This is a genomic window from Paenibacillus cremeus (assembly GCF_007786445.1).
Classification (GTDB): Bacteria; Bacillota; Bacilli; order Paenibacillales; family NBRC-103111; genus Paenibacillus_G; species Paenibacillus_G cremeus.
Genome location: NZ_VNJI01000039.1, coordinates 26894 through 50756, shown reverse-complemented (window position 1 = coordinate 50756; position 23863 = coordinate 26894). Strand labels below are relative to the sequence as shown.

Here is a 23863-nt window from a genome sequence, read left to right as displayed (position 1 = left end):
CCACCTAGTTTCTAAGGGTCAATGGGAATTTAATTGATGTATCGCTGATATAAACGAAACTTTCCAGAATTGGAAGACTATCAGAAACAGCTTTATCTACCCACTTCTTTTCAGTTGTCATTAGATACCACCCATCCATTGTTTTGACTTCATCAAGATAGAATCCTTGGGTTCCTTTTATTGGAGTCAAATATTGTTTTTCTGGTAGAATTGCTCCCCATGTAAACCCTTCCGGCCTCAATCGCATGATACTAAAAAATTCATGATCCTGAGCTGTTTTATTTTCAATAACGTAATGAACGGCAACTAAGTACTCACTCCCGAGCGGTTTCTTATTTGACTTACCGATAGCTTCATTAGGAAACCATTCCTTATACGCCCCGTTTGGATCGTCCATATCTACAACAATGATCTTATCGAGCGTTACATCCACATTGCTGCCCAAATCCACCTTAGTCGGTAAGGCAACACTTTGGGTATTCCACATCGTCCTCGTGTTCGAACCGTTCAAATTGACTTCGGCATAACTAAGTGCAGCCTTATCAACATCTAGCTTCCCGCCTCCATTAATCTTGAGAACTCGATCAATAACCATCACTGCCTGCGCACGGTTGGTTGCATCATCCAACCCCAATGCCCCTCGATCGAACCCTTGGATTAATCCAGCCTTCACAGCCTGATAAACAAACGCCTTATCCGATACTTCAGATTCCGGCTTCTGGAAGTCCGGCCGCGTTGCTCTGACCACCAGACGCATCATTTCTTGACGCGAAATTGCTCCGTTAATGTCTTGCTTAAAATCCGCATAACGATGAATCCCCGCCGACACAACTGCGTTATTGTATTTGGTGTACCATGCGGAGCCTTCTTCCCCGGTTTTTAACTTAAGCGCTTTTGTAAGCATTGTAATAAACTCAGCACGGCTAACGCTCTTCTCCGGTAAAAACGTGCCGTCTTCATAGCCATCCACATACCCGCTTTTTACAGCATTGCCGATTTGCTCTGCCGCCCAATGTCCATTAATGTCGCTCAGTTTAATCTCGTCCATAGCACCTACCGCCGCACTACTAATTGATGAATGCAGAAGTGCTGCTCCCACGATAGCAGCAGATACCGCAGTAATTGACATTACTTTAAGAATGGATTTGGATTTCATTAAACTCTCCCCTTTTCTCATCTTTTGTTAATTCAAATATATCCTGATTTAATACATATTGTCGATTTTTGGAAGGTATTGATTTCCATCCGAAGCCCTACCCTATTACCAATTTAAGAGCATTCTTTAATGAAGTAGCCTTTCTTAACTGCTTCTGTAGCATCAAATAACCTCTCCATCACCGTTACCCCACTACTAGGCACACATCCTGATCCGTAAGCGATATACTGTCCACCACTAGACCAGGTTCCCACATATTCATTACCTTGCCGTATCGCCCCACCACCGAACGAGAGCAGGTTTAAGTACTCCCCATCGGGCATTGGATAACCTTGTATAAACGCCAAAAAACCAACGTTTTGAATAGAGTTTTCTGCGATCCCACGCGGCAAGTTCATTTGTATCGTCAGCCCCAACTTCTTTACAAGCTCTAAATGACGATTCATAGCACCGGTTAGATCCTTTTCAATAGTTGAGGTTATAGTAGCTTGTCTTACTTCATAAAACATGCTCTTGGAATCGATTGGCGATAAGTCCGACATAAGAGACAATTCATCATAATCACCCTTTAGAAACGTATTACTGCTGCAGTCATATATGGTGGCTCGATCATCATGAGTAAAGTATAGGATGTTACCATTTGGAAGTTTATAGGTGTATGGACGCTTCGGCCAAAGAACGGGTGTTAAATATTGATTCCCGTCAGGGCTGGCCGTGTCATCAATGGTTACCATCACATAACCGTCATACTGAATGAGCGACATCGCTGGAATATGCAACATCAAATTCTGCACTTTAACCGGATCACCGTAGATTCCGAATTTCATCGAAAGATTGGCCAGAAATACATTGATCATATCCTTGTCGAAGCTGATCTGCTTCTCTTTCGAATACCTCACACTCGTAGTCACCTGCTGCGATTCAAAGCGGGCCAAATATGAACCCGTATCTTGTACCGCAGATCGAAACGAATCAGTGTAAAATCGATTTGTTTTGTTTTGCGCATCGATCTCATCTTGTTGTGTGTCATGCAGTTGGACTATTGCTATGGCTAGGATCAAAAATAGGGCTAATAAATCAAGGGGCCTCATTAAGAACCATCCCTCCATACGGAACCATAATGGGGACGGATTCACGATGGAACATCAATTTATTAAGTCTTGACGAGATAGATTCGCTTACGGGATTCAGTCTTATATTAAAAAGGTCCCCTACGTGCATCTTGTACCTCCTCGTCGTATCATCAGCGGGAACCGGGGTGCCTGGATAGAGCACGTTCATAATGTCATTGTAAAAGTAACCATCATAACTCACTGCAAATGTATTTTGAAAGGTGGCTGCGTTGTACGGATCCGTGTAAACCGGCTGAATGTTTTTCTTAAAATGCTCAAATGTCACTTTGAACACAACACCTGAATTATCTATGCTTTTTTGGAAAACTTCGTAGTCCCTTACATCCACATACCCTTTCGCTCTTACAGAATCAACGAACAAAATGGTGGCATCGTTGGCTATTTTCTCTGCCATACGATCAGAAAGTTCCGCCTGCCGCATATTTGGGTAGAATATAAAGCCTATGATTAGCAGTAGTACGGTCAAAGCATAACTTAGTAGATTGGGCATGTGGGTAAAGGGCTCCTCTCTTTAGTTGTGGTTTGCGACAACCGAAATGATATCTCTGTTCGTATTACGATTAACCGTTAAGCTGTAGGTCAGTCCGGATACACCTCTAAAATTAATGCTTGAAATGTTTGTATTAGGGTTAATGGTAATTCCGTCAACCACAAGTGGAAATTCTCCGGCCAATGCATAGGGCACCATACCAAGTACCTGCTCACCCGAGATTTGGCCCAGATCAGTGGTACCCAAATATTTATTCTCTAAAACAGCTGTAGTATTTAATGATGGCTTCTGCACAATTGCAGCAGCCTCACTCCTAAAGAATGAAGATGCCGCAACTGCTAGTAGAAACCAAGCGAAACCGAGAAGTAATAACAGACGAATATTCATCTACTGCTGCGTGAACTCAACCATTCGGACAGCCTGATTAGAATCATAGTACAGCTTCGAAACAAAGACGGAACCGGCATTGACATAGTTAGTATTCGCAGTATCCTTCATTGCTGCCGGAGTAACTACTGTTCCGCATGTTCCGCTGATACTAGGCGTTGCTGACGTATAGCACACTTGGGTCGTTGCGCTTGTATTCGTTGCATAAAAACCGCCGGAAACACTTTTAGTGATGATATGAACCGAGAATTGTGGACGATTGGCGAACAACTCTGCTGCATAAATCGCATCTGTTCCCAGAAGCGATTGGTTATCATATTCTGCAAACTCCATCGTCTTCGATTGAGATGAAAAGTTGGTTGCCTTATTTTTTCCATTACCGAAAATCGTGTCACCCTTTTGATAAATAAATACCGATGCTGTAATTAACCCTAATGTAAGTAAAAGAGCAATTGCTAAGTTTAAAAATTTTGGCACAGTGAAACCTCTCCCTTGTATTTTTATTTTTGATTAAACCCCATATCGATACTTCACGCGATCATTAAAGGGAACCTCAGACAACGGCTTGAACCCACGTGTTTCATCTAGATTTTCCAACGTGGTTATAAGGCTTTTCCCTTTATTTACTCCTTCCAAGAACTTAATTTTGACCATGTTCTGTTCTTCGGAAGGAGTCCCATCCTCTTCGATTAATACTTTTTGTCCCTTGTGTTGTACGAGCCTGGTTTCGAAAATGGATCCTGCTTCACAAAACCTATGGATTCTCTCAATGCCCAACTCTCCTTTTATTATCATTGCATTTGAAAATAAAGAGCGGATATACGTTTGTTAATATCCCTAACTACGGTAGACTTAAATCTTGCTTGTGGCGAGAAATAATATGAGCTCGTTGGGCTAGTCACATCACTTTCCAGAACGTTGCATGCCATGGTTCCCGACTGTAGTTGCCCACTTGTAAAGTTAAAATTGGAACAACTAGCCGTTCCAAATGGACTCATTGCAAAGTTATGAACTCCTCCTTTGTTTGTTTCGATATACAGAGTAAAATTTGACTCGTTCGCGAACTGTCGATTGGCCGTTAAGATCATAGATCCACTGACCAGCTGATTGTCATAGGGTGTGTAGTTCATATCCGCAGCAAGTCTAGCCTGACTCTGCAACTTTTTATTTGTTGCCTCTGTGTAAGGTGTCGTCTTGTTATATAGACCGATACCAGCACTAAGGATTCCAACCGTCATTATTGTTCCGACTGAAAATGAAAGAAACTTTAACACATTTGTTGCCAAAAGTATCAGACCTTTCTAAGAAATCTACATTGGCAAGTCAGTGAGTACAACGTTAAGCTGCAGATAAGCTACATATGCTATTGGGAAAACGAGATATATTCCCACGCTTACATACATGGGCATAAATCCAATTTGCTTCGCCCATGCGACCTTTATAGCCGTCATTTCTTGGTACCTCTGTTCTCGCCTTCGTATTGCAAAAGCTCGCTCCCCTTCGATATTATCAAACGCCTGAGCAACGGGTATATTTTCAGCGGCCTCTTTTAGTCGCTCAACCAGCTGCTCCATAGGCCGGAAGTTAACTTCCTGCTTAAATCTTTCTAGTGAATCCCCTGATCCGTAATCGAGGATGCAACTCTGCAATTGTTTTTCGAAGATAATGCTATTACGGTGCATCCACTCCAATATTTCAATTACAGAAATACGTGGGATAACAGCCAAGATCGAAATCATCGAATAAAAACGATCCACTTCATGCTGCATTTCAAGATCCCGCATATATTTCCGAAAAAATAGCAATACCTCGGGAATTCGATAAGACAGACATGATGTTACAAATGAGATCAAGATTTCGTACCATTGCAGGACTTCCTTTTGATAGGATGCAATCTTTTGGCTTAACGCTGTCAGGTACCCATTTACTTCGTCTGTGCTGACCTTATATGCTTGATGATCGACGGAGTACCTTAAGTCCGCTTGAGCTTCATCCGAATAAATATCTTTATCGTAAAATCGCTTATACATTTCAGACTCAAACTCTAATCGTTTCATAATAACGTCCGAGACTTTGCCATCGGACTCGACAACCGGTAGCGGGTGCATTAAGTGATACCGCACATTCATATGAGAGTAGATAAGAATGCTCACTGTAACCAAACCTATGACCGCAGCGAACAAAAACTTCCTTGCGTATAACTCACGAACCGAATAATGAGAGTTTGCAAAGGCCAATCGTCTCTTAGCCTTAAAATGCGTCTTCTCATTTTCGTTTGGCGTGATCCGATCCAATAGCTTAGAAAACACCTTTTGAGCTATTAGTCGATTCATCCATGTTTTCACATCAGCAACGTTCTGAACCGAGTTATCTAACGTTCGAAACATGCGAAGGGAGTAAAAACTGATGATCGTTAAAATAAATGGTATAAATACCGCAAGAATTCCCAATTGTGACACGTAAAAGTCCTTCATGAATGGGAAGTTCACTTCGCTCCACTTTCTCATCGGTTCAAGAAACAAAATTGGCACAATACAGATGGCTTCCAATCCTTTTAGTTGTGAAAATAGATGTTCTCTGCGCAAAATATCTAATCTGATTTCATCTTGAATTTTGGTTAGTGCTGACAAGAAGCTCGACGCGCCATTGGATACGGTATCGCCTAGCTCCGAGACGATCCAACATACACCTGCTACCTGTCTTGCGAAATGGTTTGGAGCGATCTCATAATACTTTCTTAATGCCATTTCAGGATCAATCGATTCCAAGATATCGACGTATTGTTCTGCATGGGCCGATATGAGCTTGTCACTATTTTCCGATGCTTCTTGAACAGCTTCCTTCACCATCTTAAACTTTTGATATTCGAAACGAATGGCATCCAGCAGCTCAACAAACCCCAGCATCATGTTGTGTTCGATTCGGCTAATCCAAATATCACTGATAGCTCCACCTAAATAAATTCCCCCAACCCATATTCCCATCGTTGTGAAAATCGATTTGGGAAAAATAACGGAGCAAATAATCGCAATGAGAAAGATTGAAATCGCCAGTACGGTCAATTTGGCTGCCTCAGCTCTAACCGATCGCTCAACACCTGCATGAATTAACAACAATCGCTTCCGGATCCGTAAAAGCAAGTTACGAATGACGGGGACACGATTAAGTACTGGGTACAGCCCAATAAGCAATCTTTCGAGCTGAACACCTCTCTTTTTCTGAGGTAATAGCGCCTTAAGTTTCTCAATTTCTTTCGATTCTTGGCTGCTATTGGCTTTGGTCAGTATCAACGCCCAGATTAGGGTTATCGCGAGCAGCACGCCTATAATTATTAGTAGGATTCCTGTAGACTCCATACTTCACCATCCACGTTGGGCTTGAACTTCCAATCAATCTTTTCGATTAGTTCCACAAACTTACCCGCATCCTCTTTATTCATCTTAGTAATCATTCGCTGAATTAAACGTTCGCTTGGTTTATGAACAGCGATAAACTTCCCATCACGCCATTCAACAATATTGTTGTAGGTGTACGTTTTTGGATTGGTTCGCTTCTCGAAGTAATCAACCATCGTATCCATGAACGCTGACATTTTACCTTCGATATTGCCTTGATTCCTATAATCTCTGGGATATGGTTGATCTTCAGTTAACGCAATAATTTCAGTAATGCGATCCAAGTGTCGGTACGGTGTTTTTTCCAAATGGATATTAATATCGATTAGACTAATCGCTTGTTTTGATTTACCGGATAAAGCATCACTAAACCATTCAATGAGTGAAGGTACACTAGTGGCATGATGCGTAAGCAACACCATGGCACTTGCAGCCTGACTAATTTGTACCGCCAACGATGCCAACGGGTGTGAAGCAACCTCACCGAGTACGATGACGCCCCCGTCTGTTTTCTTACTCATGTCCAGCGCTTCTTGTGTACTTATGGACATTGTTTCTCGCATGGAAAAGATATTTCGGTACATAAAAAATTTTCTCAGAAATAATTCAAATGCTGTTTCAAGCACACGAATGTTGAGTGTTGGATGAATAAAACCGCAGATAACTTTCAACAAGGTTGTTTTACCCGCCCCTTGATCTCCTGTAACTGCAATTTTGCTTAGCCCGCGCACAAAGAAGTAAATGAGCTCAATGACGGTACTTGCATTTTCATCTTTAATCAGATCCTCAATCGCTACTAAGTCGTCATTAAATTTCCGAACAAAGAATGCCCAACTCTCACCTAACGTGGGTCGGACAACAACGATTCGGCTTCCGTCTGCCATATCGTTAATTTTGTAGCCAACGCTCTCATTGAGCTGTCCGGGGTATCCGTGGGTATATATGTTCTGACATACCCTCTTCAGTTCTTTCTCGCTTCCAAATGATAAGCATTCCAAGTATATAGATTTGGCCCTGTAAAAGATCCAGACCGAGTCATGCGCAAGCGGCACTTTCGACAATTGTCCCACATACTGCATAAGGTCCATCTTTTCCGAGACAGTCGTTGGCAAACCACTGGTGCCTCCATTTACCCCATCAATATTCATATCTCGAAGTTCATCAATGACTCCAAGACCTTTATAATGCTGATAGACCTTTTGTACAACAATGTTCAGCTTATCTTTAAACGTCAGCATCGGCCGTTCTTTAGCATAAATCTGCTTGATTTCATCGGAAGAAATCATGTATCCTTCCGTGCCATCCGGCATTTTCTTCAACTGGTCGAGCTTATACTTTTGGATCAATTCGTCCAAAGCATCAAATTTATGCTTTTTTTGAAAGTGATAAAGCAAAATATCGAACTTATCTTGAATGGACAGTTGCTCCGTTCGACTAAAGGGAATGATCAGATCGATGTTCTTATCATTTATCCCGTACGACTTTTCCAGCATGGTATACATCTTGGACTTTACATATTTCTTCATCTTAACGTTGCCCTGCATGCATGTTCGTAAGGCTTGCCTTAATAAATTCTGCCGCTCCTTAAGCCGGTTGTACTCTTCCTCACTTAAGTTAAAGTCGCTATTATCAGTGATCGATTTTTGCATTGCATTTCGGATGAAGGTTTGAATCGTCTTGGGATCAAACTTCGTTAAATCGATCGCCTCATTATCTGGTGACTTCCGCAGCCAAAAGAACAACACGACGATGATCGCTAGCACCACGATGGATGATATTAATAAGTTAATTGTCATCATCCAGATCCTCCGGCTGAACATGGATATCCAGTGCATTTAATACCTTTTTAGCAGAATCACGTATCGAATCCATGAAATACGACGTCGGATCAAACGAAAACCGCTTCTTTTTCACTCCATACCAGCGTATAAAGCAACCAGGAATATCACCATCATTCTGAGCATCCAGATATGCAGGATGAAATGGAACCGTACAGAATAAATCATGATTCACCCCGAAGTGGCGTGCTATTCGCTTTGTTGTCATCTTTGATTGATGATTATAATTACCAATGCAGTAAAGCAATTTTTTCTTGGCTAAGACCTCCGGTACATCCACTCCGTTAAAGAACGGCTCCAGAACATTCATATTTTGATTGAGATTCACCACGACGAGGTCCGCAAGCTTTAACACCACGTTTTGAAACCGCGCTGCCGGTCGGCAAGTCTGCGCCGATCCGCGGCTTCGCTGCACCGCTGTTGCCGCCGCTTGTCTTTAAACGATCATCCAAACTCTGTCTCAACTTATCAGACAGGTCATACCTAGCCTTATTGACAATATCCGGATCCATTTTGATTACTTTTAAGATGTCATTGTTCGGCAAGTAATTAACTGCCGGCGCTGGCTGTATGGTCGGATCTACATATTGAATAGCGTAAATTTCCGCATTATTAATGTAGGCATCGACTAAAGCGGAATCCAAAAGCAATATTTCTTCAGAATTTGCATCAAAATAGATCATTTGTTCTTTTTGATCTAAATCATTGATCTGCTTCTTAGCTACGACGACATAGTCTTCACCGTTCGGGTAAATAATTTTGATATCAATGGTATCGCTGTTAACCAAGCGATACGGTAACCTCACAAAATCTACTTCCATCTTTCTCTGTGAAGCATCCAGAGGCCCTTTGGCAAATAACATGTCGCTGGTCAGCAGCGTATTCTTAAAGGAATTGATTTTTATGGTCTTGCCGATAACATCTTGCTTCTTGGTGATAAAATTGCCAGGAATAACGTAATCGGGCATGTTCTTTTCAAGAAGATTTGATTCCTTAATTACATCCCCCGCTTTGAGGTCGTCTTTTAATATAAAGCCGGTTTGCTTTGGCCGTTGTTCGTTAAGCAGTTGTTCAGCATCTTTTATTTTTTTCTCGTAGGCAGCTCGGTCCTGAAGTTGGTTATTCCTGTTGACGCTATACATTGCAAAACCTACTCCTAGACAGAGAATCAGCATCGCTGCTGCCCCGTACGCACCGGTTTTTATGTACTCCTTTTGGCGTGGACGTATTTTAGACATAAGGTTATTCCCCCTCTATTTTTCGATTAGCAGTAAGACCAGAATGACAATAACCAAAATAAAAGCGACGGTCATTGCTTTCATGAGTCTCATACTTTTTCCACGGTCATGGCCATTAACCAAGTGACTTCTAAGAATGTGCTCTAAGATCTGATCCGTCTCCTTCGTTTGCCTAAACGGATCGGGGTGAGTTGGAACCGAATATACTGAATCGTCTTGGAGGCCGGCTTTAATATCTTTTATCGCAGCATCATCCACGAAAGGAACACAATAGATCCATTCATGCTCCCCCTGCTCTTCATATGATTTCGCGAAGTCGTAAATTTTCTTTTGCCGCCATTCGCTGCCGTGTCCGATTACCAATTGAATATGTGATCGTCGAAACTCATCAAGCACATCAGATTCTGCAAAATATCCAAAATCCAAGATTACATAATCATAGTTCCGGTAAACTGATACGTCCTGCTCATAGCTGTATTTATAGTAATCTACACCGAACATCTCGAACTTACGTTCTTGGTTTTCAATCTGCGTTGTTCCTTCATACGCAAATTCCAATGCCTCAAAGTCCCGTTTCTCGGACAGTTCAACAACCGCCACCTTAAACGACTTTCGGTTAAGAAAATTAGCCACCAGAAGTGCTGTATGCGTTGTTCCAACCGCTGACTCCACACCGATTAGTGAGATAAGAATTGTTCCCACAACCGTTTCGTTGATCATTTCGCGTTTGGATGTTATAGGAGGAAGTAATTCGAGCGAATGAATGTGATCAAGTAGCGATTCATCTGGCTCAGCAATTTGCTTTTTCTCAACAACCTTCTCAACTACCTTTACAACTTCTTTCTCGACGACTTTCTCAACAACTTTCTCAACCACCGTAGGTTTGGCTGCTGTTGTTTCTACTGCTACGTTAATGCTTCTAGCACCTTCAGTCGCTGTAGTTCGATGACGCCACTGGATATCAGGATTTACGTCTCGTAGGTGCTTTACATCGGCAAACGCTTTTGGGTGCTCCATCAGATTCACAAACTCATCGATATTTAAATTAGTAGATGTGTTTCTGGTGAAGATATTGTATATTCCGAAGGTAATAAGTTCCGCTAGTAAGGGGTGCCCTTCGTTTTCATCACTTAAGAAAATGAAGCGAATATCGGAATGCCGTTCACGGATTGTGAGCATCGTATCCGATAGCAGTTCCAAGCGCTTCCCGTGCAGCGCGCTCTTTGCAATTGAACTAGAAATAATTAAGCCGTAGATTGGCGTACCTTGAGCTATCTTCTCCTCGAGTGTTTCAAGTAAATGATCAAGAATCACGACAATCTCAATTACTTTCAGCCCTTTAAGCTCAAGTTTCTTTTTTATTTGCTCAGCAAACCTATGATCTTGATTAGCAATGACGATATTCTTTGACTGCAACTCAGTTTCCACTACCCTACCCCTTTACTGCTAAGCTTCCTTATTATTCTGGGTCCAGATTAGCCGCCCCAGGGCACGTTCAATAGCAGACTTAAGTTGTTCGTTAGGCTCTTCGATACCTGCCTCTATACGACTGATCTGCATTTGGTATGTGAGCTGAGCTAAGTATATTTCATTTATGTCTATAGCAAGTTTTTCTTGGCTCAACTTCTTTCGAATCCTGCACAATTTCATAATTTCACCTGGATGAAGATCCACCTTGCCATTTACTCCCCTTTCTCGAAGCAAAAAAGCACGCTGAGTAACCCCAAACGGGTTTCTCAGCGTGCTTCGCCTACGTGTGTTATATATTCAATTTCGTTTACTTAAACAAATTCACAACCCTATATTACCGCCGCACATGTACGCTGTCAATGTTTGGATGCCTTATTAATGTCCCTGTACCCCAGCAACCCAGAGTGACGTTTATCCGGTTTAAACACGACACTCTGCACCCACAAGGATTGACCAAGTATTAATCATTTGTGATGTATATTCAACATGTAGTTCACTTGTGATTAACATCAAATGACGAATGATTCATATGTTACCTACCGATTGTTACTAATAAATGACGTGTTATTTATATGTGATTCACATTTAATTAACCGAATGTGAAAAGTGATTTACTGTTGACAAACATGTGATTAATAACATGTTGCTTGTGTTTTAGAAATGGTTCACAGTTGATTAACATAATGTGGTTTGTGATCTACAACTTATTTATATTTTACTTATCATATGTGATGTGTTTTTAGGAAATGATGCCTAATTGATTCACCACATGTGATGAGGGATCGCCGTGTAGCTTTTGCTTTGTGCACCATTTGTGATCAAGGTGGGGGATGTGGGTGCATTTTTGTTCATCATTTGTATGAACTTTCTTACAAGTGATCTATTAATGAGAATGCTAGAGTGAATCATATGTGAAATGTTGATAGACGTTGAAGCAACATTTGTGTATCATAGAATGAGGAATAAATGCGGTTTTTAGGTCACATATGACTCATATCATACATATGATCCATAACTCATGGTGGGGAAGGGGATAGCAATGCAGTTAGAAAAGGCGTGGAAAATCACTGAATTTGCTAAATTAATAGATAAGCACTATAACACTGTAGATCAATGGTTCAAACAACTCGAAGATAAACAAGTTCATTACGTTAATCGCGTAGCAGGAGAAAAGGTATACGATGAAACAGACTTAGACATCGGCAGATACATTAAGGAAGCACGTGATAAAAACTACAATCTACAAATTATTTTCGATCAGTTGAAAGATGTGTTTGATTTACGTCCGTTTCCTGAGGATTGGATCACTGGTGATGCATTAGTAGACATAGAGGGAATCAAACGCTCAATGGAAATTAGATTTGAATCGATGCTTCAGGAGGCAAAAAGAGATATTCTAGTTGCTGCAGCGCAAGCAGCAGCTTCAGATCTGGAACAAAACGTTACAAAGTATCTCCCTGCGCCAAAATCTCATGAGGAAATAACTTTCGAACGTTCGAATGAGATGCTTACTAAAATAAGAATCGATAACCTACTTGAGGAAAGGGCAGTGGCTGCATGGAACGCTCTTCCGGAGTCCGAAAAAATGAAAAAAGTAGGTTTATTCCGGAAAGATCTAGACTGGGAAAAACGAGATGCTTTTATTCGAAAATTTAAAAACGAGAATTATGAGCAGCTTGTTAAAGAACAATATGGAATAACTGATGGGCATCCTAAGTGATGCCTTTTTTTGTTCGTACATAGTTTTATACAGTGATCACCTTTTAATCGGTGATGCCTTGGTGATGATGATGTGATTCATTATCAAGTAGAAATCAATGTTTAAGTTGAAAGAAATATGGACATAAGTCTCTAATATCTAATACTGAAAAGACTTAATTATATTGAAACAATAACTGCATTCAACTGATGCAATTACTGATGCAATAATTGATGCAATAAGATGCAGTGACTGATCCAATACAAATAGAAAAATCCCCCCGCCCTAAATTGCAGGGGGTAGGGGGGACCTGGAGTTATTCTGACTTTAAAATAGCAAATGGGTCAAGATCATCATCATTAGTTTGCTTCGTACTAGCTACCTCAGAGATAGCAGCGAAAGGATCGTCTGAGTTCGATTTTGACTGCTCTGCTTGCTTCTTTTTCGTAAATCCACTTAGAGCCGATAGGGCACTGTCTTCCTGTCCAAAAATATCGTCAGCTATTTTTTGAGCTTCTTTAGCCTTAACCACTAATTGATTAACTCTATTGGGAAGACCCAGACCAGCAACGATGGTATAGATCGAAAGATCGTCACCTTTGGGGTCTTCATACGCAGCAACTGGCTTTTCAGAAGCCATTGGAGACAATCCATCGATTGTCGTTTCGATTGAATTAATAAAGGACATTGAGAAGATGCGTTTGGCCGCGCCAGGGTGAGTAACCATACTTACAGCAATTCTTGAAGCTTTACTTAAGTTATATCCATCGGAAAGGATCCCACGCTCAATCGATCTTTTGAAATCTGGCAGGAAAGTGCTTTGGTTAGCTGTATCAATGGTATTTGATGCGAATTCCAATTTACCAAGTGAGATAAGACCTGATGTATTCAGCGTATTAAGTAGCTCTGAGCTATCATAATGGTAACCTGCGATAGGGTTAAAGCTTGCTGTAACTACATTAATTTCATGAAGCGTTGTTGCTATGTATTTGTTACTGTAATCAAGATATTCGGAAATGCTGGCCTCAGGTTGTTCCTTAATAAAATCGTTATAAAGCTTTTGATTATCGACAACAAGAATGCAACCTAGATTATTCATGGCTTTGGCTAACATCTGGAGTCTTTCTAGAGCATTCTCGATTACCTTCGATCCTTCGTTATCCCTTGGAAGAGTGATCATAAGTCCACAACGGTTTTTAAAGCCACTAGCATATAGCATTCTTATTGCTTCTAGAATACTTCCTGTGCCAGTTCCTCCACCAAGTCCACCCGTAACCCACACAAAATCGCGGTCAGCGAAATGTTCAATTGCTTCTCTTTGGATCAATTCTTTATGTTGCTTGAACGCAGCTTCGCCTATCTCAATATCACGTCCGGCTCCTTTTTCATATCCAGAGAGCTGCAATTTGCGGACGTTACTAGATTCTTTGAATTTCCGCAAATCTACTTCATTGGTATTAATTAAGAGGGCAGTATACGGATTATGATTATTTGTAATCGTCGTTCGGATCGATGCGCACTCGTATGCTATTGAACATCCGCCCATACCTAACCCCAAAAATCCGAATTTCAAACTGAGATTTAAATCATTTCGGTTCAATAAATTTCTCATTTGGCACCTCTACTCAATTTTTTGATTTTTGTACTTGAATGAAGTCTATAAGCTCTTCTCCCAAGTCTGAAAGCTTGTACAATCTGGCCCGTCCAACCTCCGAAACCTCGACTAAACCAGCTCCTTCTAGTCGAGCAGCCATCTCATCAAGCATGTGCCTCGATCCTAGAAGCTTTACACCTTTTTGCTTATCATAATGTTGATTCACAATATCACCAAGTAATTCTTTGTTTAAGGCCCGATTCTCCTTTTTTAGAACTAATAGTGCCCACAAACCGTTACCAAGGTTTTTATTGAGGATTGAAAGTATCTGCTCACGTGATAAAATATGTACCACCGCCTTCCGGACTGACATCAACTGAGAATTGAAGCAATTATTGCATCGAATCAATTCAATTATTGCATCAATATTTAAATCATACTCTACTGGATAATTTTTCTGCAAGTGTTTTTTAGCTGCATTTATTTATAACTAGGGTTAAAAGCCGCTAATTCCCGGCATTTATTCTATTGCGGCAATAGTTTCCTATGTTACGGCTTACCTATTGATGCAATAGAATAATATATTGCATCAATTATTGAAGCAATAAGCTCTTATTGATGCATTAATTGATGCATTTATTGAAGCAATAAACTATTTCTAAGAAATGCTTCGGGCCTCGTCCAGTACAAGAATTCCCCCATACGTCGGTATCCAAGATGTCAGAAAAAATCGGTTATCGACCTTCTATCCCTGCTTGTTCTCGTACACCAAGCCCCTCAACAAGCAACCGGCCACGATTCCTTTCCGGTCGAAATTAACAAGCCCCGTTATCCTATTTCCCAATCATTACGTACCGTGACGATATCTTCGCAATTAAGGTGCTGCATTTGCTACAAGTGCTACTGAGAGGGGGCAAGATCTTGAATGCTGCTTTAATCCCAAGATTAGCTGTTTTCGAAGGGCACACATAAAGTGAACAGTACTGCCAAAATTGTACGTGATTGTAGAGAAGGGGGGTAATCGCTTTTTTCGCCATAACCTATTGACCTATTGATATCAATCAAGAGCCACTAGAACACTAATTATGACTACACTGAATTAAAGGTATTCATCACAATCATTATATGGTTCATCATATGCATGGGCTTCAGTTAATCACTAATGACATATGAGTCACATGTAACTATAACTATTTAATTAAATAAATTAGAACGACTGAGCTTCACACCATCCATCCTTGTCACAATCTTTAGTCCCCTGACATCGTGGGTGAGAGGAGAGTGGTCCTTAGCTTCAGTCTGTTCAAAAACTCTGGTATCTTTCCTTCGCCAAAAAAGAAGATCAATCGCCGATACAATATTATATTCAACCAATATACCAACTACTTTTACTTTTAATATACCAATTGACGGTACAAATACTTTGACAATTTGAGTTACAACTTATTCATCACTATTGTCAATCTCATTGTCACTTCAATTGTGAAACTAAAATGGGAGCATTACGCCCATATACATCAAGAGATTTCGCATGCTAATGTAAATGACAATAGATCCGACAACTAAACGATTGACTCCAAAGCCGAGTTAGTTTATTCGCTAAAGGACTTAATAATGGGGGGATTGAACATGCGTTATTTTTTAGACGGTAGTTTCGAACTCAACAATATAGAACAGGTGGCTCTACGTAACTTATACAAGTTTCGGCTTCTAACGACGGAGCAACTACTGTTTCTCATTTATCCAGATTTGGTCACAGACTCATTTCCGATTAACCCTAGAAAGTCTGAAGCGCTGGTTTGGAGAAAGAATTATGAGTCAAAATATTCTAGAGTCCGCAGAGAACTTATTGGACTTGAGAAGTCGAAGTTCATTCGCTCGCTTCCTTATAAGATAAGCGGCAGGTCTGCTTTATTGGTATTCACTTTAGACATCGAGAAGTTTAACCTTGTAAAGGACAAGCTAGACATTGAGCCTCAACATATAGGTTCAGGGTGGAGTGACGATTTCGGCGATCTCTCAATAGACTTCTTTGATTTTCCGAAACGGATAGAGCATCATTTGGATTCTGTTAACTTCTGTATTAGGATGCAATTTTTAAGTTCTCAGTTTCCGTTCATGAATGTGATCGACTACGCCGACAACGTATACGCAGCTCGCACGTATGCTCATGAAAATGGTAGCTCCATAAAATTTAGGCCAGATGGCGAAATGAAGATTCATGGATTTCGCCATGAGAAAAAGAATCCGATGCCAGGTTTCCATGCGTGGATCGAAATTGACCGTGCTACGGAATCATCGGAACACCTATCGCAAAAATTCGAAAACTACAGGGGCTTTTTAATGTCACCAACTACAAATGAAATTGCACGGCCGCCAATTATTCTGGTGTTCACCGTTGCGACAACGAAGATCAGTAGAAGGTGGAACTCCATGTTCAACGCTTATCAAACAAACTTAATGAACTACAGTCCATTCATAAACTTGCTTCTTTGCAATGCCGATAATCTATTCCAGAGCATTTGTTCCTTTACGGAGAGGAATGCAATGTTCATTAAGGTCAAACAGCGGGTAGTAGGACTGGCTAAGCCGGAGATGGGGTTTTTAGGGGCAGTACATATGGGCGCAGTAAGAAATTCCGAACAGGATCAGGACCTATTCACGTCACTTCAGCTGGCTTGCCAAGACGTGCTTGGGTGGGCCCCACAATTTGTGATCACAGAGAATACTCCCAATAGGGTTCAGCTATATTTGTTCAATAAGTTTGACGGATATGAAACACAAGGGATTTGCCGTGCACTAGACTTTATGAGGAAGAGGTCACTATTGCCAGATGAGTTGAAGAAAGTAAAGGAGATTATTCCGGTCTTTTACTTCAAGGACGGTACACCGGTTGGGGTACCGAAACAGATTCATAATTGTTCAGACGAGGAGCGATCTTTCCTCTCTAGGACATTATGGTACGGAACGGAACTAGGAACGTGGTATGATGAATCACTCAAGCTCATAAACGGCATTAATCCACTTACCTACGGATTACACCAAAATGCTTAAATACAAAGACGGAGCTAAGATTTTTCTTAGCTCCGTCAAATGATCAAATGGACAAGTGGCCCTGAGCTAAGGGAGGCTAAAGGGCCTCAAACTTCAATAGGGGGAGAGAGGGACCGCTGAACAGCTGGAATCGATTCGGGTGTTGGAGAATAAATCCGACTAATATAGCTAGGGCAAAAAGATGAGGCTGCCGACATCGGTGGTCCTTCTGGCATTTATTCCTCGCTCAACGATGCGATCAGCTCATCGAGCACGACCTTTTGGTTGGTGCGAACCATACCCATAAACTGAGCGAAGAGAAGCGATAAGAGCTGCTCCAACGTCATGTGAAACGAAGGGTCTATGTGCTGCATATCCTCTAAGGCGACCTCGCCGCGAAAAGCATCTCTGCGATTCAGTGTAATCTGCATTTCGTAGTATTTGGGTCGCGCTGCAGCCTTTTGGGTACGCTCCTGTAATGACCAGTGATTCTCAGATTGCTGGCGGAGCTCCTGCGTCGTGATAGTGTGCCCCCGGTAGGCCGTATGGGCCGCTTGAAGATCCTGAGCCAGTTTGTACAAATCCAGCGGTTTGCCTTTCACCTGGCCCTCCACAATATGCTGCAGAAACTGCTTATACAGCAGGGCAATAATCGTGTCAATGCCAAACGGGGCCACAAACTCACCAGCCACCTCGCACAGATCATCTACCAGCACATCCGCGCGGTAAAATTCATCTTTAGTACCACGAATCCGTAGTTGTACCGTTTCTGGCTTGCGTTTGTTACGAGAGAAGAAGGTAGGTTGTTGGGGTTTTGGCGAAAACAGTTCAGTCAGCCGATCTTGGATCAAATTCAGTTTGCTTAGAGGTCTCAAAGAAGTTCATTCCTCTCTACAAGAGTGTACATAATCCGAAAAATGGCTTTGCGCTGGGAGCACTTCCATTTAAGAGCGAGCTCAAATACCTTGTCACTGTAGAATTGAACAAGATTCACATGCTTGTACATCTTCGTGTCCTGATACGGAACCTCAGGGAACATGCTGACATCCTTCATTAAGGCCTTCTCCAGTAGCAGGGTATGGTATCCGGTTTCAAACAATTCGCCGCGATGCCTTTTCTTATAGATCCGGTAGCTCCGGGTTAGGGCTTCTAGCATGGCATCTGTAACCGGGAATTTGATATCGTCCTTTTTATCTGAACGCACTTGCCGCGATTTCTTGGCCGCCTTATCTTGTGGGAATGCAGTTGAACTTCCGTGTACGATCGGCTCCTGAAGTCGTGGAAGCATTGGCGGATTGCCGATCAGCGGGGGAACCGAAGAGCCGGCGTGTGTCTTCGGCACCGACGATTTCTTTTGCAAATTTGAATTAAATATTGGATTCAAACCCATACACAATCATCTCCCCTAGCTTCGGATGGAACCAAGTGACCCCTTTAGCTTAAGGTCATTTGTCCATTTTTCCGTTTGGCTTTCTTTAATACCACTTTATGAGCAGGGGGGAGGGGACATGCCTCGTTTAGAAAACTTTTTTTCGGACATACTGAATAAAAAGATCTGAAGCGGGGGAGGATATATGGCTACTGAAAAAAAGGAATTCATCACCAAGGAACAGGCGCAAAAACTAATTCGAATGGGATACAAGGCGCAGAAACAAATGGGGATCAAATTTCTTGGATTGACGTTAAAAAAATAGTGCAATCCAAATGTACGGAGGATTGTTATCACCTACCTCTCGCACAAATGGGCTTGCACTGATTTAGATTGCGTCCTTGTCGCTAATATCCACCTTTAGTCCACCTAACGATGTTCAGAAGGCTGGGCCCAGGTTTATTTCGTTCGGCAGTTTCATCGGGGAAGCGGGAAAACCGTTGCCATTAGGTGGAGCTGCTGTTTTTATTTCTTCACTGGCTGAAGCATCCCTTGGTTATTAGAACGTCAACGGATATCCAGCCACCCTTGAAGAACTCACCTCAATTATGACAATCGACTTAGCCATTACTAGCTTTCTAAAAAACGAAAAACTAGCGAAGCACAGATACGTCCTGGGGTGAAATGGTTCGTCAACTGCGATATAAAGGAATGTGGTGCGGGCGCACGGTAAATATTCAATACGCAGCTGAGAAACGAGAGAGGAGAGGCGCTGCATGTTGCACTCCATAGGTTTGCCCATTGGTTTAGTTATCGCTTGCGGCCGACATAAAGCCAATAATAAATGCAACTACGAGAATGAACATCATCTTCATCTCAACTCCTTTCCTTTAGTACCTTTAGTTTAAAGCAACAATGCGATCTCAGCATTTTTGTAAGGCCCTATATGCAGCAAGTAAACACTTTTGCTAGTGGTTGTTGCCTCAAGGGTTATCCGTTATAATTGGACTAATACAATTTCATTTAATTCATGCGAGTAAGAAGTACTTACTTGGGCTTAACGGCCTGAGTAGGTACTTTTTTTTGCTTCTGGAACGGAGAGGAGGGATTTCATCGTTATGATGAGACGGCTTAAGCTATTCGTCCTTCTGCCGGTTGTTCGGTCCGGCATCGGAGCCGAGGAACGAAATTGTATGTGCTGCGACCCGCTATCGCCAGTCATAAGCAGCGGCCATCTATTCGTCTAATTTTGGCTGAGAAGAGGGGATATCAAAGGAGTTGAATCATATTGTCTAAGGAAGTCTACATGACTGAGGAACATCAGTTTGGAATGGGATTGCTCCCGGCATACGGACAAAAAGTATGGATAGACACACGGGAACGGATGATGGAGGTATACCGACTCTACTTTCACACGGGATTGGCCACCCTGTTCATTCTTTTCAATACCGCTGTCGCCCTGTCTTCAGCGATGCTGTTCATCAAGCAATTCAATCAGGCAGCAAATGGTCCCGAGGCCTTAGCGCGCTTACTACCGGAACACATGAGTTGGATAGCAAAGCTACTTGCTGTCTTCTACATGCCTCTTGACCAACGCCCGCTCCTGTGGCTGTGCTGTATCTTCATCTGCTACCTGGCATGGTGTTACTCCACCGTCACACAGCCCATCCAACGTAAGCACAAGACGATCCTTTCCTACACGTCGGAGCAGGGCCGCAAGAACACCTTGTTAATCACATACGTACAGATGTCGCTCATGTACTGCGGCTTATTTGCATGGTACATCCACACCTTTACCTACGAATACTTTTCAAGTATACGAGTGGAGAACAAGCCATATCTAAAGATCACAAACATGGAAGGCTTTATTAATTACCTGATGGCTCTTCCTGTGATCCTTTGCCTCATTGTCGCATTCTATATCGCGAGGGAATTCTACAAGAACGAAGATTTTAGGAAGCGTTTCTATAAGTGGGAGTTTTCCTTCCTATCGGATCAATCGTTTTCACTCCGGAACAAGAGGTGTGATGTCGTGGTCGGGTGGGAGAAGGCGACCAATAAACCGATCGTGTTGTCAGAAGACTCCCGCTACCTTCACGAACTCATCGTAGGGGCGACGGGGAGCGGGAAAACGAGTACCGCGATTCTCATTCGGATTGTTCAGGATTTGATTCGCATTGCCCGCGGGCACAAAATGGGGATCATTGTTCTAGAACCTAAATCCGATCTAATTCGGGACGTGGAGAAACTAGCTCAGAAGCTTGGTATTCCTCAAATTAAGATTAAAGTGGTTGACCCTACAAACTTGGTGAAATCCATACGGTTCAATCCAGTGGCCGGACCACTTGAGGTAGCAGCAGAAACCTGGCGCGGGGTCCTCGATGCTCTAACTGGAGACCAGGATCAATTTTTCAAGGATCAGCAAGGTGAAACGGCAGCTGCATATGTTATGCTCGGGAAAATCCGCCATGGCAATATGTTCAACTTCATTACCCATCTCCAACGGATGTATACCGAACCCCGCTTCCTTGCAGATATGACAGCAGATGTGCGGAAGTGGATTGAACGTAATATGGAAAACCCTGCGATTACACAGGAAGAGAAAAACCTCCTAGAACGTTACGATCGCGTTTGTTCCTACTTTGAGAATGACGTATTAGATTACGTCGTCATTAAGGACAAAGAAGGGGGACAGCTTCCGGTCCTGTATCCGCAGGGGCATAAACACGCAGGTAAGCAAGTAGTGCAAAATAAGAAGGACAAGTTTATAGGTGGCGCCAAAAAATACGTAACGGATATTAGCATGAACGCAATGCTCAGTCAGCTACTAATGGCAAACGAAGGGCAAGAAGTCCTTGATTTGGAGACCTTCCTCCATGAAGGTGGTGTCCTGTTGTTTAACAGTGCTCTAGCGGAGCTTGAGGAACTCAGCCTCATGTTCGGCCAGTTCATCATCCGTCAGTTTCAATCAGCCGTATTCCGCCGCCCACCGGAGGAGAATGGGTATAAGCGGATTCCGATATTCTTTACAGTGGATGAATTCCCGCTTTACATCAACGAAGCCTTCCAACGCTTGCTTACACTCGGTCGCTCGTTTAAGGTAGGCACAAAAATTGCACTTCAGAACTTAGGGCAGCTGAGGGTCGTCAAAGCCGGTTATGACGAGACGATTTTATCCAATGCCTCAAACAAAACAGTATTCGGCCGGGGTGAGGTAAAGGACAACGAATACTTCAGCAAATCATTTGGTGAAGAGTACGTGTTAGAAGAATCGATGAACGAATCGGTCACCCCGATGAGCATGCCGAATCAATCCCGAGGGATCCGATATAACACGGCTCGCAAGCTGCAGCCCCGGTTTACGGCAACACAAATCAAGGAACAACCGTTCAAACATTATATCATCGAGGTAGTGGGGCGAGACGGTAGTATTACGCCGGCAACGCAGGCTTACGGTAAATTTGTGACAGAAACCAAGTTTCTGAAGCGGTTTGTTGATATCGGAAAAATAGAGTTTGCGACCAAAAATTACAAACCATTATCGTTCAAAGGAAATATCCATCAACTATCCTATTTGGTCAATCAGCTCGAAGATGAGAAGCAGAGAAATGAATCGGCGGTCGTAGCAGCTGTTGAGACACACAAAGCGCAAACAGAAGTTCCAGCCAAAGTAGAAGTCGACCCTCAAGTTCAGGGGAGCAGTGCAGGTGATGCCACAACGTCCAGTCCACATGATCCATTGCCGCCTGAAAGGAAGCATACCGACGATTCGGTTTCCTTGGCTAAGGCTAGCGATAACGACGGTACACTCTTCTGGCCGGATCTAGAGGCAGAAGACGACGTGTCAGGTGAACTAACTCTAGAAAACGTTGCAGTGATAACAGAGGATCACAGCGCTCCAGTCGCGGCAGCCGGTCAAGATGAGAGTCCGATTCATCAACAGGAGAAGCGGGAGGATGAGTTTCCCAAACAGACCTATTCCGTTCCCGATAACATTGATGAGCTGGTGAAGTCAGTGCATGATAACCTTATTGGAGCGGGCACGGCAGCCTCGCAGTATAACAGCTCTTCTCCCGCCCCCATCAACGAGACGAAAAATCCAGTGAAGCCGGTGGTAGAGCAGCTACCGAAACCGGATATCAATCATTTTGATGACCTACTCGATGATCTTGCTGCATCTGACAGGCAGAAACCCGACAAACAGAAGGAGTATGCCAATAAGAGTATGCAAAAGGTTAACGACTACAAAGAGGATGATATGTAGTGATTGATAGGCTGTCACAAAAGTTATTCATCGGGACAGTCCCGTGACAAACATGAAAAAAATCAAGGAGCAAAGCATACTCTCGCTTAGCTCCTTGATTTTTTTTGTCCACCGCAACTTTCTTTTAGTACTTTTTTGGCAAACGAAAGCTACCTGACCTCTAGAATTACTTTCAACCAGCCTCAAAGCGTTGCTTTGAGGCGCAGAAACGAAATCTGGGCATCTGGAAGGCGAAACAGAAAGAATGGATGATGGTGAGCGAAGGTAGATTTTTCACTGGTTTTAGAGAAACTTGGCGAATTCGATCTGGACGGATGGAGAAGATTGACTTTAATTATTTTAGCAACATCTACAAGCATGGGGAGATGGAATTCTCAATCCCCTAAGTTTAATCACAAAAACGCCCAAATCCCTTGTACATAAGACTTATAGCACGCAGTGGAGAGCGACTTTCAAGACACTTGGATGGGTCGGCGGCTTTCATATCCATAACGCGTATGCCGTTGCAACATGTGGCTGCGGCTCCAACTTCCGGACCAGCGAAGAGTACGCGGCGTCGGCTCATCCTTGAGGGGATTAAGTGTCCTATTCCTTTGACTTTGCCTTGGATAGACCCTTCTTCGACATGAACCACTAACCAAATTTTATAAATTTTAGCTAATAATAATAGATTAGTGTGGTCTTTGTAATATAATTTAACCGTTTAGGAGCTTTTGAACTATTTAATCTGTGTCAAAATGATTCCACAGAACCAGATGTGAGGAGATGGTGGCATATACGATTTGTATATTATTTTT

18 protein-coding genes are annotated in these 23863 nt (G+C 42.5%); 3 read left to right on the top strand and 15 right to left on the bottom strand.

Going from position 1 to position 23863, the window contains the following annotated elements; translation table 11 throughout:
* Positions 1–4: 4 nt before the first annotated feature.
* The 11 genes from FPZ49_RS24450 to FPZ49_RS24400 form a co-directional block, all read right to left on the bottom strand.
* Complete coding sequence (locus tag FPZ49_RS24450; protein WP_186446064.1) at positions 5–1156, bottom strand: S-layer homology domain-containing protein; 1152 nt, start codon at positions 1154–1156, stop codon at positions 5–7.
* 113 nt (positions 1157–1269) lie between these two features.
* Positions 1270–2247, bottom strand: a complete 978-nt coding sequence (locus FPZ49_RS24445) for a hypothetical protein (RefSeq protein WP_144852013.1) — start codon at positions 2245–2247, stop codon at positions 1270–1272.
* Positions 2234–2779 carry a hypothetical protein gene (locus FPZ49_RS24440; RefSeq protein WP_144852011.1) on the bottom strand — a complete coding sequence of 182 codons (546 nt, stop codon included), beginning with the start codon at positions 2777–2779 and terminating at the stop codon, positions 2234–2236. The genes FPZ49_RS24445 and FPZ49_RS24440 overlap by 14 nt, the downstream gene beginning before the upstream one ends.
* A gap of 21 nt (positions 2780–2800) precedes the next feature.
* The gene (locus tag FPZ49_RS24435) at positions 2801–3166 is read right to left on the bottom strand and encodes a hypothetical protein (protein WP_144852009.1); all 366 of its coding nucleotides are present in this window, start codon (positions 3164–3166) and stop codon (positions 2801–2803) included.
* Complete coding sequence (locus FPZ49_RS24430; RefSeq protein ID WP_144852007.1) at positions 3167–3643, bottom strand: hypothetical protein; 477 nt, start codon at positions 3641–3643, stop codon at positions 3167–3169.
* Positions 3644–4476: 833 nt separating this feature from the next.
* A complete protein-coding gene (locus tag FPZ49_RS24425; RefSeq protein ID WP_144852005.1) occupies positions 4477–6522 on the bottom strand; it encodes a hypothetical protein in 2046 nt (681 codons plus the stop codon).
* Positions 6498–8360, bottom strand: coding sequence for an ATPase, T2SS/T4P/T4SS family (locus FPZ49_RS24420; RefSeq protein ID WP_186446062.1), 1863 nt, complete (start codon positions 8358–8360; stop codon positions 6498–6500). The genes FPZ49_RS24425 and FPZ49_RS24420 overlap by 25 nt, the downstream gene beginning before the upstream one ends.
* A complete protein-coding gene (locus FPZ49_RS24415; RefSeq protein ID WP_144852001.1) occupies positions 8347–8679 on the bottom strand; it encodes a hypothetical protein in 333 nt (110 codons plus the stop codon). Before FPZ49_RS24415 ends, FPZ49_RS24420 begins: the two co-directional genes overlap by 14 nt.
* Positions 8680–8683: 4 nt before the next feature.
* A complete protein-coding gene (locus tag FPZ49_RS24410; protein WP_144851999.1) occupies positions 8684–9637 on the bottom strand; it encodes an SAF domain-containing protein in 954 nt (317 codons plus the stop codon).
* A 15-nt stretch (positions 9638–9652) separates the two neighbouring features.
* On the bottom strand, positions 9653–11065 hold the full coding sequence (locus tag FPZ49_RS24405; RefSeq protein ID WP_144851997.1) for a hypothetical protein: 1413 nt from the start codon (positions 11063–11065) through the stop codon (positions 9653–9655).
* A gap of 18 nt (positions 11066–11083) precedes the next feature.
* Positions 11084–11311 (bottom strand): hypothetical protein, encoded by a 228-nt coding sequence (locus FPZ49_RS24400; protein ID WP_144851995.1) that lies wholly within the window; start codon positions 11309–11311, stop codon positions 11084–11086.
* Between the two features lie 835 nt (positions 11312–12146).
* Between FPZ49_RS24400 and FPZ49_RS24395 the strand changes: the two genes are divergently transcribed.
* Positions 12147–12827: a hypothetical protein gene (locus tag FPZ49_RS24395; RefSeq protein ID WP_144851993.1), complete on the top strand. Its 681-nt coding sequence runs from the start codon at positions 12147–12149 to the stop codon at positions 12825–12827.
* 295 nt (positions 12828–13122) lie between these two features.
* Here FPZ49_RS24395 and FPZ49_RS24390 read toward each other — a convergent pair whose 3' ends face one another.
* Together FPZ49_RS24390 and FPZ49_RS24385 are read right to left on the bottom strand one after the other, a co-directional pair.
* Positions 13123–14418 (bottom strand): plasmid replication protein, encoded by a 1296-nt coding sequence (locus FPZ49_RS24390; protein ID WP_144851991.1) that lies wholly within the window; start codon positions 14416–14418, stop codon positions 13123–13125.
* 13 nt (positions 14419–14431) lie between these two features.
* Positions 14432–14863, bottom strand: coding sequence for a cell division protein FtsZ (locus tag FPZ49_RS24385; RefSeq protein WP_144851989.1), 432 nt, complete (start codon positions 14861–14863; stop codon positions 14432–14434).
* 1166 nt (positions 14864–16029) lie between these two features.
* Here FPZ49_RS24385 and FPZ49_RS24380 point away from each other — a divergent pair.
* Positions 16030–17454, top strand: coding sequence for a hypothetical protein (locus FPZ49_RS24380; protein ID WP_144851987.1), 1425 nt, complete (start codon positions 16030–16032; stop codon positions 17452–17454).
* 215 nt (positions 17455–17669) lie between these two features.
* On the opposite strand, the gene FPZ49_RS24375 is transcribed toward FPZ49_RS24380, so the two are convergent.
* Both FPZ49_RS24375 and FPZ49_RS24370 read right to left on the bottom strand, forming a co-directional pair.
* A complete protein-coding gene (locus tag FPZ49_RS24375) occupies positions 17670–18308 on the bottom strand; it encodes a hypothetical protein (protein ID WP_144851985.1) in 639 nt (212 codons plus the stop codon).
* Positions 18305–18823, bottom strand: coding sequence for a hypothetical protein (locus tag FPZ49_RS24370; protein WP_144851983.1), 519 nt, complete (start codon positions 18821–18823; stop codon positions 18305–18307). The genes FPZ49_RS24375 and FPZ49_RS24370 overlap by 4 nt, the downstream gene beginning before the upstream one ends.
* 1267 nt (positions 18824–20090) lie before the next feature.
* Between FPZ49_RS24370 and FPZ49_RS24365 the strand changes: the two genes are divergently transcribed.
* Positions 20091–23066 (top strand): type IV secretory system conjugative DNA transfer family protein, encoded by a 2976-nt coding sequence (locus FPZ49_RS24365; RefSeq protein WP_261381583.1) that lies wholly within the window; start codon positions 20091–20093, stop codon positions 23064–23066.
* Positions 23067–23863 lie beyond the last annotated feature (797 nt).

Bases quoted from the DNA above. Each gene is read 5' to 3' on its own strand.
- FPZ49_RS24370 (WP_144851983.1), bottom strand. From the start codon at position 18,823: ATGGGTTTGAATCCAATATTTAATTCAAATTTGCAAAAGAAATCGTCG.
- FPZ49_RS24425 (WP_144852005.1), bottom strand. From the start codon at position 6,522: ATGGAGTCTACAGGAATCCTACTAATAATTATAGGCGTGCTGCTCGCG.
- FPZ49_RS24390 (WP_144851991.1), bottom strand. From the start codon at position 14,418: ATGAGAAATTTATTGAACCGAAATGATTTAAATCTCAGTTTGAAATTC.
- FPZ49_RS24445 (WP_144852013.1), bottom strand. From the start codon at position 2,247: ATGAGGCCCCTTGATTTATTAGCCCTATTTTTGATCCTAGCCATAGCA.
- FPZ49_RS24435 (WP_144852009.1), bottom strand. From the start codon at position 3,166: ATGAATATTCGTCTGTTATTACTTCTCGGTTTCGCTTGGTTTCTACTA.
- FPZ49_RS24410 (WP_144851999.1), bottom strand. From the start codon at position 9,637: ATGTCTAAAATACGTCCACGCCAAAAGGAGTACATAAAAACCGGTGCG.
- FPZ49_RS24395 (WP_144851993.1), top strand. From the start codon at position 12,147: ATGCAGTTAGAAAAGGCGTGGAAAATCACTGAATTTGCTAAATTAATA.
- FPZ49_RS24380 (WP_144851987.1), top strand. From the start codon at position 16,030: ATGCGTTATTTTTTAGACGGTAGTTTCGAACTCAACAATATAGAACAG.
- FPZ49_RS24440 (WP_144852011.1), bottom strand. From the start codon at position 2,779: ATGCCCAATCTACTAAGTTATGCTTTGACCGTACTACTGCTAATCATA.
- FPZ49_RS24420 (WP_186446062.1), bottom strand. From the start codon at position 8,360: ATGATGACAATTAACTTATTAATATCATCCATCGTGGTGCTAGCGATC.
- FPZ49_RS24450 (WP_186446064.1), bottom strand. From the start codon at position 1,156: ATGAAATCCAAATCCATTCTTAAAGTAATGTCAATTACTGCGGTATCT.